Here is an 18,502-nt window from a genome sequence, read left to right as displayed (position 1 = left end):
CTCCAAATTCTATTTTTATTCATCTTGACTAAATAGTGCTTCTATAAATTGCTCAGGATCAAAATTTTGTAAATCCTCTGCTGCTTCTCCAACCCCAATTAATTTAATTGGGATATCTAATTCATTTTTTACTGTAATTACAATTCCACCTTTAGCAGTTCCGTCCAATTTAGTTAAAGCAACTCCATCTACATTTACTGCTTGATTAAATAATTTTGCTTGTGAAATTGCATTTTGACCAGTTGTAGCATCTAAAACTAAAAGCACCTCTACTCCAGCCCCAATTGCTTCTGCTTCTCTCTCAATTACTCTTTTTACTTTCTTTAACTCTTTCATTAAATTTGTTTGAGTATGTAGTCGGCCAGCTGTATCAACAATTAAAAGATCTACATCTTTTGCCTTTGCCGATTGAATAGCATCATAAGCTACTGCTGCTGCATCAGAACCTTCTTGTTGAGAAATAACATTTACTCCTAATCTATCTCCCCAAATCTGTAATTGTTCAATTGCTCCAGCTCTAAATGTATCACCTGCAGCTAACATTACTTTTTTGCCCTCTTTTTTATAACGACCAGCAAGTTTGGCAATAGTAGTTGTTTTACCAGCTCCATTCACCCCAACCATCATTATTATATTTAATTCATTATTAAAATTAAAATCACCTTCATCATTTTGTAGTAATTCTTTTAATTCTTTTTGGAAATAAGACATTAACTCTTCTGGTTCAGTAACTTCTTCATTATCAACATCTTCTTTTAATTTATCAATTAAAGTAAAAGTAGTTTTCACCCCAACATCTGCCTGGATTAAAACTTCCTCTAATTCTTCAAATAATTGATCATCAATATTAGATCTTCCAGTGAAAATATTTGTTACCTTATCAACAAAACCTGCTTTTGTCTTTTTTAACCCTGCTTTTAATTTTTGTAAAAAACCCATTTATAAAGCCTCCTTAATATAATTATCATTAAAACTTTCTGCTTGATCTAATTTTAAAGAAACAAGACTGGAAACACCTGATTTTTCCATTGTAACTCCATATAAAGAATCAACCTCTGTCATCATATAACGACGATGAGTTATAATAATAAACTGAGCCACTTTTGCATATTTTTTAATAAAGCTAGCAAAGCGAACAATATTAACATCATCTAAAGGAGCATCAATCTCATCTAAAACATAAAAAGGACTCGGTTTAACCTGAATAAAAGCAAAAATTAAAGCTATTGCTGTTAAAGCCCTTTCTCCACCTGATAATAGTGATAAGCTTTTAAGACTTTTGCCTGGGGGTTGAGCCTGAATTTCAACCCCTGTAGTTAACATGTTTTCAGAATCAGTTAACTTTAGTTGAGCTTTTCCGCCCTGAAATAAAGCTTTAAAAACTTTAGCAAACTCTTCTTTAACTTGATAGAAAGTATTAGCAAACATTTTTTTCATTGATTCTTCAATATCAGAAATAACTAATTCAATTGAATTGCGAGCTTGATTTAAATCTGTTTGCTGTTCTTTTAAATAATCAAGTCTTTCAGTTAATTTTGCAAACTCTTCTACTGCTGATTCATTTACAGGATGTAGCTTTTTTATTTTCTTTTTTAAATCTTTAATTTCTTTTTCAACTTCAGCTTCATTTTCATCTTTTATTTCCATTAAGGAATCTAGATTAATTTCTGCTGGCTTTAAACTATAGTCTGTCATTAATATAGATTTAATATTTTCTAATTGATCATCTAACTTATTATACTTTAAGTCAAGCTGATGAAAAGTATCCTTAGTTTGATTTAATTTATCTTGTAATTTTTTTGCTTGCTTTTCTTTAATTTCTACTTCTTTTTCTAACTCTTTAACTTTTTTAGTTAAATTTTTCTTACTAATTTCTAATTTCTCTGCTGCTTGTTCTAAATCATTTTGTTTTTCTTTTAACTTCAATTTTCGCTTAGCTATTTTTTCTAAATCATTATTAATAGTTTCAATTTCTGCTTGCTTTGCCCGAATTTCTTTAGTTTTAGCAGTTACTATTTTTTCTTTTTCTAATACTTGTTCTTGGGCATTATTCCTTTTTTCTGAAATTCGAGCAGCATTTAATTCTAGCTCTTTTAATCTAGGCTCTAGATTATTTAATTCATTTTTTTTCTTATTTAATTTCTTCTCTAAAGCTTCAATTTCTGACTCTAAATTTTGAATTTCATTTTTTAAATTTTCTATTTCTCTTAACTTTGCTTGCATTGATTTTTTATTATCTTTGAGATTGTTATTTAATTTAGCGAAATCATTCTGACTTGAATCTTGAGCTGTGCTTAATTCTTTTATTTTTGTTTGAATCTGATTTTTTTGATTCAAAATATTATTTTCATCCATTTTCAAACTCTGTAAATTAGATTTTGCAAGTTCTAATTTATTTTTTTTCTGATCAATTTCTTTTTTATCTTTTTCTAGTTTTTCTAAAAGCGATTTACCTTTTGCTTGTAATTTTGATCTTTTTTCTTCTAATTCTTTAATCTTTCTATCTCTTCCGATTAAATCTCTACTATTACTAGCACTACTACCACCAGAAATTGCTCCCCCAGGATAAACTACATCACCTTTTTTAGTAACAATCTTAAAATTACGTTTAATATTTTTAGCAATTTGAACAGCATTTTTTAAATTATCAGTAATCACTATTTTACCTAATAAAAAGTTAAATATTTTTTCTAAACGTTTAGGAAAATCAACAAGATCAACTGCTAAACCAATAAAACCTGCTTCTTTTTCTAGTTTTTTTAAATAATTTTTTCTTAAACGTGAACCTTTAACCATATTTAAAGGTAAAAAAGTAGCTCTTCCTTTTTTATTATTTTTTAAATAATTTACAGCTGATCTAGCAGTCTGATCATCTTCTACTATAATATTCTGCATTTTCGCACCTAAAGCTGTTTCAATAGCTGTTTCATATTCTGATTTAACAGATACAATTTCTGCTACTACATCTATTAGCCCACTAAATTCTTTTCTTTTTTCTAAAATATTACGCACACCATTATAATACCCTTCATAACTTTCCTGCATTTCCTGCATTAATTGCAGCCTTGAATTGTAGTGCTGGTAATCTTCTTTAGTTTTTAAAAGCTCTGCTTTACCTGCTTCTAAGCTTTTATTTTCTTTTGTTATTTTTTTATTTAAATTTCTTAAAGCAGTTTCTTGTTCTTTTATTTCTTTTTTATTTGCAGTTAACTCTAAATTAATCTGTTTTAGTTTATCTTTTTCCAACTGCAGTTTATTTTTAAACTGATTTTGATCTGTAGATATTTCTTGCAGTCTATTCTTTGAAATATCTATTCTTTCTTTTAATCTTTCTAAATTTGAATTAAGAGTTTGTATTTTTTCTTTTTTATTTTTTATTTTATTATTTATGCTTTCTATTTTATTCCTAAATGATAATCTATTTTCTTTTTTTATCTCAATTTTGTGCTCTAAATCATTAATCTTTTCTGCTATTGTTTTTTGATCAGAATCAATTAATTTAAAATTAGACTTTGCTTTTTTAAATTCCTCTTTTTTGGCATCAAGCTCTGATTTAAGTTGAGAAATTCTATTTTTTAATTTAGATTTATTTTTTATGTAATTATTTTTTCTTTCTTCCATTACATTTAAATTATTATTAATTTCATTAATTTTATTTTGGTTTTGAAAATAATCATTACTTACTAGTTCTTTTTTGCTTTTTAAAGATTTTAATTTATCTTTAAAATTAGCAAGCTGATAAGAAATACTATTATAATTACTTTCTTTTTCTTTCAATTTTTTTTGCATTTTTTCTCTTTTTTTAGTTAATTTCTTAAATTCTGCTTGCTTTTTTTGCCATTGTTTATTTAACAGACTTATTTCTAAATCTGATAATTTACTTTTATGCTTTTTATATTTTTTTGCTTTAGCAGCTGCTTTAGCTAAAGGATCATGTCTTTTTTCTAGTTCTTCTACTAAATCCTGAATTCTACTTAGATCTGTATTAGTATTTTCTAATCTTTTTTCAGCTTCTTCTTTGCGTGATTTATGTTTCATAATTCCAGCAGCTTCTTCAAAAAATAAACGCATTTTATCAGGTTTGGATTTTATAATTGAATCAATTCTTCCCTGACCAACAATTGAATAACCATCACTACCGAGACCACTGTCCATTAAAAGCATTTCTATATCTTTTAAACGACAAGAAGCTCCATTAATTAAATAATTGCTACGCCCATCATCACTAACTTGACGACCTAGGGTTAGTTCTTTGCCCTCTACTGGGAGTTCTCCATTTGTATTATCAAAAAATAAAGTTACACTTGCCTTTTTTTTAGCTTTTAAAGTCTCACTTCCAGAAAATATAATATCTGCCATTCTACTTCCTCTTAAATTCTTAGCACTTTGTTCTCCTAATACCCAGCGGATAGCATCTACTATATTACTCTTACCACTGCCATTTGGGCCAACAATAGCAGTTATATTTTCCTCAATCTCTATATCAGTTTTATTAGCAAAAGATTTAAATCCTTTGAGTCTTATTTTTTTTAAAAAAATATTAACCACCAACCTCACAAATTAGTCCTTATTACATTTAAAAACCTACCCTCACGGATAGGCTTCAAAAAGCTTAGTTTATCTGGGTTCTACTAAAAATTTAATAGCTGTTCTTTCTTCTCCGTTAATTTCAATTTCAGTAAATGCTGGTATCATGATTAAATCCATACCATTAGGAGCAACATAACCCCTAGAAATCGCAATAGCTTTAATAGTTTGATTAACTGCTCCAGCTCCTACTGCCTGTAATTCAACCTTTTTTTCCTCTCTTAAAACTGCTGCTAAAGCTCCAGCAACAGCTTTTGGATCAGATTTTGATGAAACTTTTAATTCTTCCATAAATTATTTCACTGCCCCCTTAATAATAAGTACTAGTTTATTTTTGATAGGTGGATAATTTTCAGGATTATAAGTATAATCTTGAGAATATTTAAACAGCTACTTATTTATTTCTTGGTTAAATTACTTTTTCCTTCTTTATTAGTCAAATTAAGCTAGTTTTTTTAAATTTTCAACTTCTGCTTCTGTTAAATATCTAAATTTTCCTTCTTCTACTCCAGTTAAGGTTAAAAAGGCAAAACCAATTCTTTTTAATGAAATAACAGAAAAACCAGCAATTTTTGCCATCCTTCTAACCTGTCTGTTCCGACCTTCATGAATTACTATATCAAATTCTGTTTGCTCACCTTTATAATCTACATTTGATATTTCTGCTGGTGCTGTTTCTTGACCATCAATCACCATTCCAGCTTCAAATTTTTCAAAATCTTCTTCTTCCAATTTACCTTGAATTAAGACTCTATATTTTTTATCTACCTCTTTTTTAGGGTGAGTTAATTTATAGGTTAAATCCCCATCATTAGTCATAATTAAAAGTCCTGAGCTATCAAAATCAAGTCTCCCTGCGGGATATAACCTTTGGTTTAAATCGGGAATTAAATCCATAACTGTTGGCCTATTTTCTGGATCAGAAACTGTTGTAATATATCCTTCAGGTTTATTTAATAAAATATATACTTTTTTTTCTTCACTAATAACTTGACCATCAACCATAACTTCAGCCTGTGCTGGATCAATTTTATATCCCATTTCAGTAATTACTTGACCATTTACTTTAACTCTACCTTCAGCAATTATTTCTTCTGATTTTCTGCGTGAAGCAACTCCAGCATGAGCCATAACTTTTTGTAATCTTTCCATTTTTTCACCTCAAATTCAAATTTTAAATCAAAATAATTTTATTTTTCTGCTGCTGACTTAGCTTCAGCTGCAGCTTCTTCAATTTCTTCTGCAAATAGTTTTTCAACTCTTTCAATTTCTGGTAATTGACTTAAGTCTTCTAAATCAAGATATTCTAAAAATTGGTCTGTAGTTCCATAAATAATTGGATTACCAATACTCTCTTTTCTACCAAGTTCTTCTATTAATTCATATTTGCTTAAAGTGGCTAGAGTTCTTTCTACGCTAACACCTCGTATTTCTTCAATTTCTGAGCGAGTAACTGGTTGACGATAAGCAATTATTGCTAAAGTCTCCAAAGCAGCAGTAGAAAGAGAAGAAACTTTTGTTATATCAAATAGTTTTTCTATTTGGGGGGCAAATTCTTTTTTAGTTTGAAATAAATAACTACTATTATACTCTTTTAGTTGAACTCCAAATTCAGCTCCTTGATATTTTTGTTCTAGATAAATTAGAATCCTTTCTAATTTTTCGGCCGAAAAATTAGTTATTTCTTTAATTACATTCAAAGGAAGATTTTTTTTACTACTAAAAATTAGAGCTTCAACTAGGGCGATATCCTGAGCTTTTAAATCTTCAAAACCTAATTCTTCTAGCATTTGTTGTTCTTTTTCACGTCTTTTATTATTAAGATAACTTACTTTATCATTGCTCATTAGATCACCTTTCTTTTCGCACCATAATTTCGGAAAAATTATTTTCTTGAATTACTTTTACTTTTTTTCTTTTCATTAACTCTAATAATGCAAGTAAACTAACTACAATTTCTAATTGATTATCTTTTTCTTTAATTAACTCAAAAAAAGAAATTTTATGATTTACTTCTCTAATATCTTGCAAAATATCTCTAATTTTATTCCTAATATTAAATTTTTCTTCTTTAAGATACTCTAATTTAGGATTTCTTATAATTTCAGTTTTTTCTTCTTTCTCAGAAGTTAAAGCTTTTATTACTAACTCATGTAATTTTAGAGCTGAAATTTCTAAATCAATTTGAAGCATCTCAGGCATTAGTTCTTCAATATCAACTTCAACTTGATAACGGCTCCCAGCTTCTTCTTCCCATTTTTTTAACATTTGGGCAATATTTTTAAATAGTTCATATTCTCTTAATCTAGTAATTAATTCATGTTCACTTTCTGGTTCTGCTTCTACTTCTTTTTTAGGTAATAAAGCTTTAATTTTAATCTCAATTAACTCAGCTGCTATAATTAAAAATTCACTTGCTAAATCAAGATCAAATTCTCGCATTTGTTCTAAATGTTTAAGATATTGATCAGTTATTTGAGCTAAAGAAACTTCACTAATATTAATTTCATTTTTTTTAACTAATTGATATAAAAGTTCAAGTGGTCCTTCAAAATCATCTAAAACCAATTTATAATCCATAAATTATCCTCTTTTCCCTAGAGTAATATTTTATACATGGTGTTTACAAGAGGTCCAATAATACCCCACAAAACACCTGTATAGGCTAACAATATTAATAATATCATGCCATAGGGACCTTCTAATTTTCTAATGTAATGATCAAACTTTGGTGGTAAAATTCCCATCAAAATTTTAGAGCCATCTAAGGGAGGAACTGGTAATAAGTTAAAAAAAGCTAAACTAAGATTGATAATAATTGCCAATTGAAAAAAAGCAAAAAAAGTTTCAACTAAACTGGAATAACCTGCCATTTGTAATTGATAAAGATTAGCAGAACTAGAAAAAACCACTAAACGAGCTATTAAGGCAAATAATGCTGCTAGAAAAAAATTGGCTCCTGGTCCTGCCAAACTAACTAACATCATTCCTTTTCTAGGATTCTTATAATAATTAGGATTAATAGGAACTGGTTTAGCCCAACCAAAACGTCTAGTTATAATTAAAACTAAACTACCCATGAGATCTAGATGAGCTAAAGGATTTAAAGTTAGTCTTCCCTGAGCTTTTGGAGTTGGGTCTCCTAATTTATGAGAAATATAACCATGCATAAATTCATGTAAAGATAAAGAAAGTAGTAAAATCGGAACTAATAATAATAATTGATAAATTGTATTCATTTTTTCACCTCTTAAAAGCAGTTAACTTTATAATATTTTCTTCAAATAAGTTAAGGCTTCTTCTCTATTTTCTATTTGATGACGTAAAATTTGATCTCTAACTTCTAATAAGTATTTTTTTATTTCAGGACCTTGTTTGACACCAAGATCTAGCAGATCATGTCCTGAAATAGGAATTTTAAGTGTCTCTCTCCTTTTTAAATGCTTAAATATCTCTTCTATATAATCTGACTCAAAATTTAAAGAAGCAAACATAATCAACTCTTCTTTTTTAAAAAATTCTAATCGTCTATATTTTAAAGCAGGATCTTTAATTTCAAAAATTGAAAAATCAATATTTTCCCAAATTTTATTCACAAATATCTTTTTTTCCAAAGTAGAAAGAGGCCAAGACTTAATTAAGCTTTCTTTACTATTATAGAACAAAATCATTAGTCTGACAAGAAAATGATTTACTCCCAAAGAATTTTCTCGACTTTGAGCCAGTAATTTTTCAGCTCGCAAAAAATTAGACTTTTGGCTGCTGCTAAACTCAAAATCACTTTTAATTAGTTTAAGCACAGGAATTTCTTTTAACAAAACTGAAGCAAATTGAGACAAATCTTGTTTAGATTTAAATAAATAAGAAAGTTCGGTAAAAACTCTTTCTATAGCTAATTTATGATAATCATAATTTCTTAATGAGCGTTGACTAATTTCTATAGTTTTAGAACTTAATTTAAAATCTTTTAAAATTTGAAAACGAATACCTCTTAAAATTCTTAAAGGGTCATCTCTAAAACTATAATCATGCATCACTTTTAAAATACCATTTTTTAAATCATTTAGTGCACCAAAAAAATCATATAAAATGCCACTTCTGCCAGGATTTAAATCAATAACTAGAGTATTAATTGTAAAATCACGCCTAAAAAGGTCAGAAAATAAATCTGCTTTTTCTACTAGAGGCAGAGAACCAGGAAAATGATATTTTTCTTCTCTACAACTAGCTATATCAATTGAAAAACCATATTGATTATGCAAAAAGCCAGTCGAAAATTTATTATTATAATCATATTGATAACCATATTTATTTTCTAAATGAACAAAAAACTTTTTTAAATCTCCTTCAAGTAAAATATCTAAATCTTTATTTAGGGGAATATTAATCAAAAGATCTCTAACCTGCCCTCCAACTAAATAAAGATTATAGCCCAATAAAGAGGCCTCTTTAGCTAATTTTAAAAGTAATTTTCTTCTTTGTTGAGGTAAATAATCTAATAAATCTGAATCATAATGTAAAAATGAAGCCTGTTGATGTTTGTTCTTTTTATATTTTTCTAATAAATCTAGAGCCTTATTTAAATCTAGACTCAAATTTTTATATAATAAAGTATTATGAGCAGTCAAGTGATGTTCTCCAGCTTTTACTTTGTGTAAAAAATTGAGCTTAGACTGGGCCAGACTAGAACTTTGCTTATTAAAATAGACCTCATTTTCAATGATCAAATAGTCAGCTTCAATCTGATTTTTAGTTTTTTGACCTAATTTCTTAAAATCAGATTCTATCAAATTATTAACTTTAATAATTTTGTTATTAAAACTAAAGTATTCTTCTGCCTTTGAATTTAAAAGTTTATTTAATAATTTTTTTCTTTTTTCCATTTTATATTCACCACTTTAAAAGACTGCCTCAAATGAGACAGCCTAGATTATAATCTAAATCAAATTTTTAATTGATTTTACTTAAATCAATTTTTTGAAGTTTATCATTTTCGGCAGCTGAACGACCCACTTTAGCCAAATCAATCCATTGACCATCAACTTTAACTCGCACAACATCTGCCGTAAAATCATTTTTAGTACCTTCACAAGAGCAATTAGATAATAACCAGCTACCAACTCCATAAATATCAACTGGTACTTGTGATGATTCAAATCTATCTATTTTTTCAGGTTTAAAACCACCTGTTGCAATAATTTTAACATCTTGGCAAAAACTTTTAGCAACTTCTAAATCTTCTGGTCTTAAATCCCAATTTTTGTAGGCCTGATCAAGAGTATTACGTAAATTAAAAATTAAACGAGCATTAACTCCATTATCTAGCTCTTTTTTTCCAAGTGGCTCAACACTTTTATCTCTTAAATCAGAAGAGTTATCAGGTCTAACACCAAATAATTTATATTTTTTAGCCTCTTCTTTTTTACCTGCCTTGGTTAGTTTTAAATATTTATCAAACATTGTTTTTAAGATTTTCAAACTTGTACCAACACAATCATTATCAAAATCAACTAAAGCAATTCGATTTACATCAAGGGGCATTAAACGACAAAATTGGAGCATTGCTTCAGTTGTATTTCCCAAAAAGGAAGCTATATAAGAATGACTAATAGTTCCTCCACCTTTACCACCCCACCAGGCTCCCTGCTCATCAGTAGAAATAAAGCGTTGAGTATTTGTTCCATACTCATTATTATAAGCATTAACTCCTAAAGAATAAGCATAACCGTGCATAGCCTGGGATTTATAATGGGTAAATCTAGCAGGGAAAAATAATATATCTTTACCCCGAGCAGCTACCATAACTTGATAAACATTAGTAGCTATTCTTGAAGCCTCAGTTAAAGATCCTAAAATAGGTGTTTCTAAAATGGAAAAATCACGATAACGACCTCTAATTTTAATTACTGGATCAACATTATGAGGATTACCTTTATAATAAGCTTTTTCTCCATCATGACAGGCTTCAATTTCTAAATTAGAAGAGGTGTTAATAAAATCACCTGCTTCATTTTTATAGCCAGTAGCTACCTTTAAAATAGAAAGGGCTTCATCAATACCACCTAAAATACAAAATGGTTGTCTTCTAGGAAAAATTTGCATTTCTACTTCTATATTACCAATATCTTGTTCTTCAAACTGATACCCTTCTTCTGATAACTTTGTTAAAATACCAGCTATATTACGAAAGTAAACATCTGAATACCAACCATCTGCCATTCTTTCTCTATCTAATTGAAAGAGTTCAGTTTCCAGACGCTCACCATTAAAAATAGTCATAAACTCACCTCTAAAATTTACTTATTTAATTATCTCATATAATAGTTTGTTTTTATTCTTTTTTTCTTTAGTTATAGTAAAGGCTGCTAATAATTTTGCTTTAGCTTCCTCTAAATTAGCTGAATCATTATAATGTAAGACTGCTAAAGTATCTCCTTTTTCTACAGAATCAGCTATTTTTTGCTTGAGTTCTAAACCAACAGCTAGGTCAATTTTAGAATCTTTATTTTCTCTACCAGCACCTAAAATCATCGCAGCTAATCCAACATCTAAAGCTTTAATTGCAGAAACATAGCCTGATTTTTCTGCTTTGACTTCAACTTTATTTTCAGCAGTTGGTAGTAATGATAAATCTTTTATTACTTTAGCACTACCGCCCTGAGCAGTAATCAATTCTCCAAATTTAGCCAAAGCCTCACCATTTTTAAGCTTAGTTCTTAAAAGCTCTTTACCTTGATCTAAACTACTTACTTTACCAGCTAATTGAAGCATACCAGCACCTAATTCAACACATAGTTCTGTTAAATCTGCAGGTCCTTTTCCTTTCAGAGTCCTAATTGCCTCTTTTACCTCTAAAGCATTTCCAACTGCCTGACCAAGAGGTTGATTCATATCAGTAATATAAGCTGCAGTATCACGACCAACTTCTTTACCAATTGCAACCATTGCTTCTGCCAATTTTTTAGCATTTTCAAAATCTTTCATAAAAGCACCATTACCTGTTTTCACATCAAGAACTATAGCATCTGCTCCACCAGCCAATTTTTTACTCATAATACTACTAGCAATTAAAGGTATAGATTCAACAGTAGCTGTAACATCTCTTAAGGCATATAATTTTTTATCAGCTGGAGTTAAATTACCAGTTTGGCCAACTACTGCTACACCATGCTGGTTAACATTATCAAAAAATTTATCTCTACTTAAAGATGTATTAAAACTAGGTATAGACTCTAATTTATCTATAGTTCCACCTGTATGACCAAGACCTCTACCAGACATTTTAGCAACTGGAATACCAGCAGAAGCTACTAAAGGAGCTAAAATCAAGGTGGTAGTATCACCTACACCTCCTGTACTATGTTTATCAACTTTGATGCCTGAAATAGGACTTAAATCAATCATATCACCTGATTCTGCCATTAACATAGTTAAGTTAGCAGTTTCTTGAGCATCCATCCCCTGAAAATAAACTGCCATTGCCCAAGCTGCAATTTGATAATCAGGTATTTTAGAGTCTACATAACCATTTACTAAAAACTCTAGTTCTTCTTTGCTTAGTTTTTGGCCTTCTCTTTTTTTATATATTATATCATAAGCACGCATTATTAAAACCTCCTGCTAAATATTTTTTATAATTCCTCGCATTAGTTTAATAAAATCAGGTCTAACTTTTTCAGCTATTTCAACTACTTCACTATGATCTAAGGGCTGTGGTAAAACTCCAGCAGCCATATTAGTAATACAAGAAACACCAATAATATCTAATCCCATATGGTTAGCTGCAATAACTTCTGGGACAGTAGACATTCCAACTGCATCTGCTCCAATAGTTCTGAGATATTTAATTTCAGCAGGAGTCTCATAACTAGGGCCTGATTCAGCAGCATAAACCCCTTTGCGAGTTAAAATTCCATTATCTCTAGCAACTTGTTCTGCTACTTTAATTAATTCTTCATTATATGCTGTTGACATATCAGGAAAGCGAGGACCAAAATCAGCAAAATTTTCACCAATTAAAGGATTATCTCCCATTAAATTTAGATGGTCAGAAATAATCATAAATTCTCCAGCGGTAAATTCTTCATTAACTCCACCAGCTGCATTAGTTAAAATCAATTTTTCTATTCCAACTTCTTTCATTATTCTAACTGGCATAACTAATTCTTGCATAGAATAACCCTCATAATAATGTGTTCTACCCTGCATAGCAATTACTTTTTTACCTTCTAATTCGCCAATTACAAATCTACCTGCATGTCCTTTAACAGTAGAAATAGGAAAGTTTTTTAATTCACCATAATCAATATAAATTGGATTCTCAATTTCTTCAGCCATCACTCCAAGTCCTGATCCTAAAATTAATCCAACTTCTGGCTTATAATTAAGTTGTTTAGAAATGATTTCTGCATTAGTTTTAATATCTTTAATCATTTTTTTAAAACCTCCATTAGTATTTTATAAATATATTTTGAGCTAATAAAATAGCACTTTAACTTAAATTTTTAAGTTTAAACTTTAGTTTATTTTAAAATAGATTAAATTATAAATTCACCAGCCTGATAAATTAATTCTCCATCAGCATAAATTTCTCCACCATTTTTCATATCACAAAGCATATCCCAGTGAATAGTTGAAATATTTTCACCTCCAGTTTCAGGATAACTGCGGCCTAAGGCTAAATGGATTGTGCCTCCAATTTTTTCATCAAATAACATATTGCGACTAAATTTATTTATTCCCTTATTACAGCCAACAGCAACTTCTCCTACATAACGAGCACCTTCATCAGTTTCAAGTAATGAATTTAATAATTTTTCTCCTTTGGCAGCTGAGGCTTGAACTACCTTACCTGCCTTAAATTCAAGTCTAATATCTTTAATTTCTTGACCACTATAAATTCCAGGAAAAGAAAATCTTATTTTTCCTTCAACACTATTTTCTATTGGCCCTGTAAAAACTTCTCCCCCAGGATAATTTTCTTCACCCTTATCTGCTACCCAAGTTCGGCCGCCAACTTTACACTTTAAATCTGTATCTTCAGCAATAAAATGTAATTCATTTTTTTGGTTTAAAACAGAAGCTATTCTCTCTAATTCTTTACCAAATTTTTTCCAATAAGCAATTGGGTCTTCTTTATCTAAATGACAAGCTTTATAAACAAAATCACGGTAATCAATTAAAGACATACCAGCTTCTTGAGCATCAGCTTGAGTTGGAAATTGGCAAAGATTCCAATTTAAACTACCTTCAGCTGCTCTATTCATTACAATCTCACTAATTTCTTTTTGAGCTATGGCTTTCATTTTTATTTTTTCTGGATTAACTCCTGCCAAATTTTTAGTATTATTATTACCTAAAATCTTTAAAGATGCATCTACATTTTTCATTAAATGCTTAATAAAAGGTGATTTATATTTTAATTGCTCTTCAGATGCATATTTATAAAAAAGCTCTTCTTGCTCTGCAAATTTTGTTATGACTAATGGGTGGCCACCCTTTTTGAGTACTTCCTGATATACTTCTTTTACTAAAGCTTGACTTACATCTTCAGCCTGGATTAAAACTTGATCTCCTTTTTTTAACTCTAAAGAATAATCAACTAGTAATTTAGCATACTTATTTAATTTAATATCTGACATTAGCAAAACCTCTCTCTTTTTTAAATTAAAAAACTACTTTGCCGTATTTTCCGCCTCCACCAGCTTTAAAACTGAAATCTTGCTTTCTAGCTTTTATTAACTTTTTATATATTCTAGGGCTTAAACAATTTTCTAATTCTTTTGCACTTAAATTATGAATAATATCCATTTCAGTTCCACAGTTTTCAAAAAGTTTAGCAGCAGTTTTTTTCCCAATTCCAGGAATATCTAAAATTGGAACTTGATAAATATAATCTGGTCTTTTAACTGGAGCTTGAGGTCTTTTTTTAGCTGCAATTTCTAAAATTCTATCTTTAACCCCAATCACCATCTGATCTGACTTACAATTAGGACATTTTAAAACTGCTTTATCGCCTGTGAAAGTGGTATTACACCCTTCACAATGTGAACGATTATATTTTCCTAATTCAGGATTTAAACCATAATTTTTTTTAATTTTATTCTTAGAGCCTCTTTTTAAAGCTCTAAAAACATTTTTAAAATTTAAAGCTTCCAGTTCTAAAACATTGTATTCTCTAGCAATTTTAGCTAAAGAATGAGCATCTGAATTACTTAAAAAGGATTTATTACTCAATTCAGGCAGTAAATCTGCCATTTTAGTATCGGCACTTAAACCAAGTTCAACAGCTGGTATTTTATCCCATTCAGCAGTTGTGAAAATTTCCGAATAACTTGCAAAAGCTCTACCATAAAAACTTTTATATGGGGTAAATATATGAGCTGGAATCATAATTCCACCATGATAATCTACTATTTTAAGTAATTCTTGTCCAGTTAAACTAGCAGCTTGAGAACTTAAAGTTATATTAGAAATATAATTTTCCATAGTTTTACTAAAATTTTTAATCTGTTTTATTTTAGGAAAAAAAGCTAAATAATGAACTTGACCTCCATTTTTTTCTCTGCTCTCAATTTCTGCTCCAGGAAGTACCAGCAGTTTTTCTGAATAAAGAATTCCACCTTGTTCTAATTCCTTCATCTTAGCTTCAGCCAACATCTGATCAATATCTTTTAAAACTACAGGTGAAGCACAATCAATTATTCCAATAATATCTAAACCTTTTTTAAAAGCAGCTTCTGCTAAAATATTAGGAAAATTCAATTTGCGTGAAGCAGTTATTTTAACAGGGCTACCATCACTACCTCCCCCAATATGAATATGCAAATCAGCAAAATATTCTTTTAACATTAAAAATCACCTAAGTAATGCATTACAGCAATTAAAGTTTTACTGTCCTTAATTTTACCAGCTTGAAAGAGTTCTTTTAATTCAGATTTTGTTTTTGGAACAACCTCAATATATTCTCCCTCATCTAAATCTCTGCCAACAAAACTTAAATCTTGAGCTTGATAAATATAAATAGTTTCACTACTATAACCAGGTGTTGGATAAAATTCAAATAATTTTTTAAATTTTTGGGCTGTATAGCCTGTTTCTTCTCTTAATTCTCTTTTGGCACAGTCCAATAATTCTTCTTTTGCTTCTAATTTTCCAGCTGGTATCTCATAAATGATTTCATCAACAGGATATCTATATTGTTTAATCATTAAAACTTTTCCAGCTTCATTTTCAGCTATAATTGAAACTCCACCACTATGTTTTACTACTTCACGGCTAGATTGTTTCTTATTTGGAAACTCAACTTGATCTTGATAAACATCAATTATCTGACCTGAATATATATTTTTTCTAGCTATTTTTTTCTCTTGCATAATTTTCATAATCTTCCTCCATTTATGAAACTTTTAACTCTACCATAATTGTATCTGCTATTTTAGCAATAAATTGAGAATTCGTTGGTTTAATATCTTCATTCATATTATTTGAAAAATATTTTTTTAAAGCTTTTTGATTACCTCGCTGCCAGACAACATCAATTGCATGTCGAATAGCTCTTTCAACTCGACTGGGAGTAGAATCAAATTCTTTGGAAACTTGAGGATATAGTTGTTTAGTTACAGCACTTAATAAATCCATATCATTAATAACTAATTCTACCGCTTCTCTAACATAACGATAACCTTTAATATGTGCAGGAATACCTAATTCTTCTATCACATCTGTAATTAAAGGAGTATAATTACCTTTTTCAAATTCTAATTGAGCTTGATTAAGATGGATATTATTTTGTTTTTTATAATCTTGAGCTGCCAATAATTTAATTCTATCTTTTAATTTGTCTAAATCAAATGGTTTCATAATATAATAATGAACACCTAATTCAATTACAGTTTTCATAATTGTATCATGACCCATTGCTGTCAGCGCAATAATCTTCATGTCTCCAATTAAATCTTGAGCATTTAATTCTTCTAAAACTCCAATTCCATCTAAATGAGGCATAATTAAATCTAAAATTAAAATATCAGGATTTTCGTTTTCTTTAATATATTCTAAAACTTCTTCCCCATTATAAAACATATCAATTACATTAAAATCAGCATCCCCTTCTAAAAATTCAGCAAAGAGTTGACAAAATTCTCGATTATCATCTGTAATTAAAATATTAATTTTATTCATTTTTATCCCCCTTTATATTATACAAAACATGAAAAATTTATTTAATCTTTTTAATTTGCCAATTGCAGCATTTCTTCAGCATGGGCTAGTGTTTTATCAGTAATCGTTGTTCCACCAATCATTCTAGCTATTTCGCTAATTCTTTCTTTTGCAGTTAAAGCCTTGATTTTAGTGAAAGTTCTATTTTTATCATTTTCTTTTTTGATCAAAAAGTGATGATTGGCAGCACTAGCTAATTGTGGTAAATGAGTAATACAAATTATCTGTCTTGACTTTGAAATCTGAGTTAATTTTGCTGCCATTTTAGCAGCTGTTTTACCACCAACACCACTATCTACCTCATCAAAAACTAAAGTATCTACTTGATCTAGAGCAGCTGTTATTGTTTTTAAAGAAAGCATTATTCTGGATAATTCTCCTCCGGAAGCAATTTTAGCCAGTGATTTTAATTCTTCACCTCTATTTGGTGAAATTAAAAATTCAATTTGATCAATTCCAGTTGGAGAAATTTCTTTTGCTTTAAAATCAACCCTAAAACGAACATCTTCCATTGCTAAATCTTTTAATTCGGCTTTTAACTTTTTTTCTAAATCTTGAGCATGCTCTTTTCTGATTTGAGAAAGTTTTTTAGCTTTAGTTAATATTTCATTCTTTAACTTTTCTTTTTTAGTATTTAAATCAGAAATTTTAGCTTCAGCATTTTCTAATTTATCTCTTTTCTGATATAATTCATCTAAATACAATAAAATTGTTTCTACATTTTCTCCATATTTTCTTAATAAAGTATTAATTAAATCTAAACGATCACTAATTATAGAAATTCTTTCTTCATCATAATCAAAATTAGTTTCAAAATCTCTTAAATCAAAAATAAAATCTTCTAAAATATAATAAATATCAGCAAACTTCTTATTTAAGTCTTTTAAGTTTTGATTATATTCTTCTACAGTAGAAAATTTCTTTTTTAAAATAGCTAATCTATCTATAATTCCTTTTTCACTATAATCATCACCACTCAAAACATTTAATAATTCAACTGCTATATTATAAATTTCTTCTCCGTGTGCAAGAGAATTATACTCTTCTTTTAATTTTTGATATTCTCCCTTTACTAGAGCAGCTTCTTCAATTTCATCAATCTGAAAATTAATAATATCCAATTCTCTAACTCGTTCTGAATCATCAATTTCAATCTCAGATAATTCATTTCTTATTTTTGTTAATTTTTGATATAAATCTCTTATTTCAGATTTTAAAGTCTTAATTTCTCCACCAATAAAAGCATCTAATATTATTAAATGAGAGCCTTGATCTAAAAGAAGTTGATGTTCATGTTGACCGTGAATATCAATTAAATATCTACTTATCTTTTTTACAATTTTCAAAGTTGCTAATTGACCATTAATTAGAGTACGGTTACGACCATTTTCTCTAATTTCACGGGCGATTAAAACTCCATTTTCTTCTTTTTCTATCCCAGCTTCAGTTAAAATCCCATTAATTATTGGAAGCTCATTTGGCTGAAAAAAAGCAGAAATATAAGCAGATTTTTTACCACTTCTAATGACATCTGTATTAGCTCGAGCACCTAATAATAAATCTAAAGCACCAATAATTATTGATTTACCAGCTCCTGTTTCACCACTTAAAATATTTAATCCCTGTTTAAAATTTATATTAACTTTATTAATTAAAGCAAAATTCTTAACCTGTAAATCACTGAGCATAAATT

Annotated in this window: 16 protein-coding genes; all 16 read right to left on the bottom strand. The window is 29.0% G+C overall.

Annotated elements, in window-relative coordinates:
• Positions 1-15: 15 nt before the first annotated feature.
• Complete coding sequence (ftsY, locus tag HPRAE_RS04725; RefSeq protein WP_014553101.1) at positions 16-939, bottom strand: signal recognition particle-docking protein FtsY; 924 nt, start codon at positions 937-939, stop codon at positions 16-18.
• Positions 940-4,548 carry a chromosome segregation protein SMC gene (gene smc / locus HPRAE_RS04720; protein WP_041606925.1) on the bottom strand — a complete coding sequence of 1,203 codons (3,609 nt, stop codon included), beginning with the start codon at positions 4,546-4,548 and terminating at the stop codon, positions 940-942.
• Between the two features lie 69 nt (positions 4,549-4,617).
• On the bottom strand, positions 4,618-4,878 hold the full coding sequence (locus HPRAE_RS04715) for a stage V sporulation protein S (RefSeq protein WP_014553099.1): 261 nt from the start codon (positions 4,876-4,878) through the stop codon (positions 4,618-4,620).
• 150 nt (positions 4,879-5,028) lie between these two features.
• Positions 5,029-5,739 carry a pseudouridine synthase gene (locus HPRAE_RS04710; protein ID WP_014553098.1) on the bottom strand — a complete coding sequence of 237 codons (711 nt, stop codon included), beginning with the start codon at positions 5,737-5,739 and terminating at the stop codon, positions 5,029-5,031.
• A gap of 38 nt (positions 5,740-5,777) precedes the next feature.
• On the bottom strand, positions 5,778-6,434 hold the full coding sequence (gene scpB / locus HPRAE_RS04705) for an SMC-Scp complex subunit ScpB (RefSeq protein WP_014553097.1): 657 nt from the start codon (positions 6,432-6,434) through the stop codon (positions 5,778-5,780).
• Positions 6,435-6,438: 4 nt separating this feature from the next.
• A complete protein-coding gene (locus HPRAE_RS04700; protein ID WP_014553096.1) occupies positions 6,439-7,167 on the bottom strand; it encodes a segregation and condensation protein A in 729 nt (242 codons plus the stop codon).
• 17 nt (positions 7,168-7,184) lie between these two features.
• Complete coding sequence (locus HPRAE_RS04695) at positions 7,185-7,826, bottom strand: site-2 protease family protein (protein WP_014553095.1); 642 nt, start codon at positions 7,824-7,826, stop codon at positions 7,185-7,187.
• 27 nt (positions 7,827-7,853) lie between these two features.
• Entirely contained in the window at positions 7,854-9,470 is a 1,617-nt protein-coding gene (locus tag HPRAE_RS04690) for a tRNA nucleotidyltransferase/poly(A) polymerase family protein (RefSeq protein WP_014553094.1), read from the bottom strand.
• A gap of 67 nt (positions 9,471-9,537) precedes the next feature.
• Complete coding sequence (locus tag HPRAE_RS04685; protein WP_014553093.1) at positions 9,538-10,866, bottom strand: nicotinate phosphoribosyltransferase; 1,329 nt, start codon at positions 10,864-10,866, stop codon at positions 9,538-9,540.
• A 21-nt stretch (positions 10,867-10,887) separates the two neighbouring features.
• Positions 10,888-12,192 carry a pyrimidine-nucleoside phosphorylase gene (locus HPRAE_RS04680; RefSeq protein ID WP_014553092.1) on the bottom strand — a complete coding sequence of 435 codons (1,305 nt, stop codon included), beginning with the start codon at positions 12,190-12,192 and terminating at the stop codon, positions 10,888-10,890.
• A 15-nt stretch (positions 12,193-12,207) separates the two neighbouring features.
• Entirely contained in the window at positions 12,208-13,020 is an 813-nt protein-coding gene (locus tag HPRAE_RS04675; protein WP_014553091.1) for a purine-nucleoside phosphorylase, read from the bottom strand.
• A 104-nt stretch (positions 13,021-13,124) separates the two neighbouring features.
• Positions 13,125-14,228: an aminopeptidase gene (locus HPRAE_RS04670; protein ID WP_014553090.1), complete on the bottom strand. Its 1,104-nt coding sequence runs from the start codon at positions 14,226-14,228 to the stop codon at positions 13,125-13,127.
• Between the two features lie 25 nt (positions 14,229-14,253).
• A complete protein-coding gene (locus HPRAE_RS04665; RefSeq protein WP_014553089.1) occupies positions 14,254-15,438 on the bottom strand; it encodes an endonuclease Q family protein in 1,185 nt (394 codons plus the stop codon).
• A complete protein-coding gene (locus HPRAE_RS04660) occupies positions 15,438-15,971 on the bottom strand; it encodes an NUDIX hydrolase (RefSeq protein ID WP_014553088.1) in 534 nt (177 codons plus the stop codon). Before HPRAE_RS04660 ends, HPRAE_RS04665 begins: the two co-directional genes overlap by 1 nt.
• Positions 15,972-15,984: 13 nt before the next feature.
• Positions 15,985-16,770 (bottom strand): sporulation transcription factor Spo0A, encoded by a 786-nt coding sequence (spo0A, locus tag HPRAE_RS04655; RefSeq protein ID WP_014553087.1) that lies wholly within the window; start codon positions 16,768-16,770, stop codon positions 15,985-15,987.
• 50 nt (positions 16,771-16,820) lie between these two features.
• A complete protein-coding gene (recN, locus tag HPRAE_RS04650) occupies positions 16,821-18,497 on the bottom strand; it encodes a DNA repair protein RecN (RefSeq protein WP_014553086.1) in 1,677 nt (558 codons plus the stop codon).
• Positions 18,498-18,502 lie beyond the last annotated feature (5 nt).

The organism is Halanaerobium praevalens DSM 2228, from assembly GCF_000165465.1.
GTDB lineage: Bacteria > Bacillota > Halanaerobiia > Halanaerobiales > Halanaerobiaceae > Halanaerobium > Halanaerobium praevalens.
This window is presented reverse-complemented; position numbering and strand designations above follow the sequence as displayed.

What these genes read in the sequence shown, in the direction of transcription:
- HPRAE_RS04700 (WP_014553096.1), bottom strand. Translation starts at nt 7,167, where the DNA reads ATGGATTATAAATTGGTTTTAGATGATTTTGAAGGACCACTTGAACTT.
- HPRAE_RS04690 (WP_014553094.1), bottom strand. Translation starts at nt 9,470, where the DNA reads ATGGAAAAAAGAAAAAAATTATTAAATAAACTTTTAAATTCAAAGGCA.
- spo0A (WP_014553087.1), bottom strand. Translation starts at nt 16,770, where the DNA reads ATGAATAAAATTAATATTTTAATTACAGATGATAATCGAGAATTTTGT.
- HPRAE_RS04685 (WP_014553093.1), bottom strand. Translation starts at nt 10,866, where the DNA reads ATGACTATTTTTAATGGTGAGCGTCTGGAAACTGAACTCTTTCAATTA.
- HPRAE_RS04665 (WP_014553089.1), bottom strand. Translation starts at nt 15,438, where the DNA reads ATGTTAAAAGAATATTTTGCTGATTTGCATATTCATATTGGGGGAGGT.
- HPRAE_RS04710 (WP_014553098.1), bottom strand. Translation starts at nt 5,739, where the DNA reads ATGGAAAGATTACAAAAAGTTATGGCTCATGCTGGAGTTGCTTCACGC.
- HPRAE_RS04680 (WP_014553092.1), bottom strand. Translation starts at nt 12,192, where the DNA reads ATGCGTGCTTATGATATAATATATAAAAAAAGAGAAGGCCAAAAACTA.
- HPRAE_RS04715 (WP_014553099.1), bottom strand. Translation starts at nt 4,878, where the DNA reads ATGGAAGAATTAAAAGTTTCATCAAAATCTGATCCAAAAGCTGTTGCT.
- scpB (WP_014553097.1), bottom strand. Translation starts at nt 6,434, where the DNA reads ATGAGCAATGATAAAGTAAGTTATCTTAATAATAAAAGACGTGAAAAA.
- recN (WP_014553086.1), bottom strand. Translation starts at nt 18,497, where the DNA reads ATGCTCAGTGATTTACAGGTTAAGAATTTTGCTTTAATTAATAAAGTT.
- ftsY (WP_014553101.1), bottom strand. Translation starts at nt 939, where the DNA reads ATGGGTTTTTTACAAAAATTAAAAGCAGGGTTAAAAAAGACAAAAGCA.
- HPRAE_RS04670 (WP_014553090.1), bottom strand. Translation starts at nt 14,228, where the DNA reads ATGTCAGATATTAAATTAAATAAGTATGCTAAATTACTAGTTGATTAT.
- HPRAE_RS04695 (WP_014553095.1), bottom strand. Translation starts at nt 7,826, where the DNA reads ATGAATACAATTTATCAATTATTATTATTAGTTCCGATTTTACTACTT.
- HPRAE_RS04675 (WP_014553091.1), bottom strand. Translation starts at nt 13,020, where the DNA reads ATGATTAAAGATATTAAAACTAATGCAGAAATCATTTCTAAACAACTT.
- HPRAE_RS04660 (WP_014553088.1), bottom strand. Translation starts at nt 15,971, where the DNA reads ATGAAAATTATGCAAGAGAAAAAAATAGCTAGAAAAAATATATATTCA.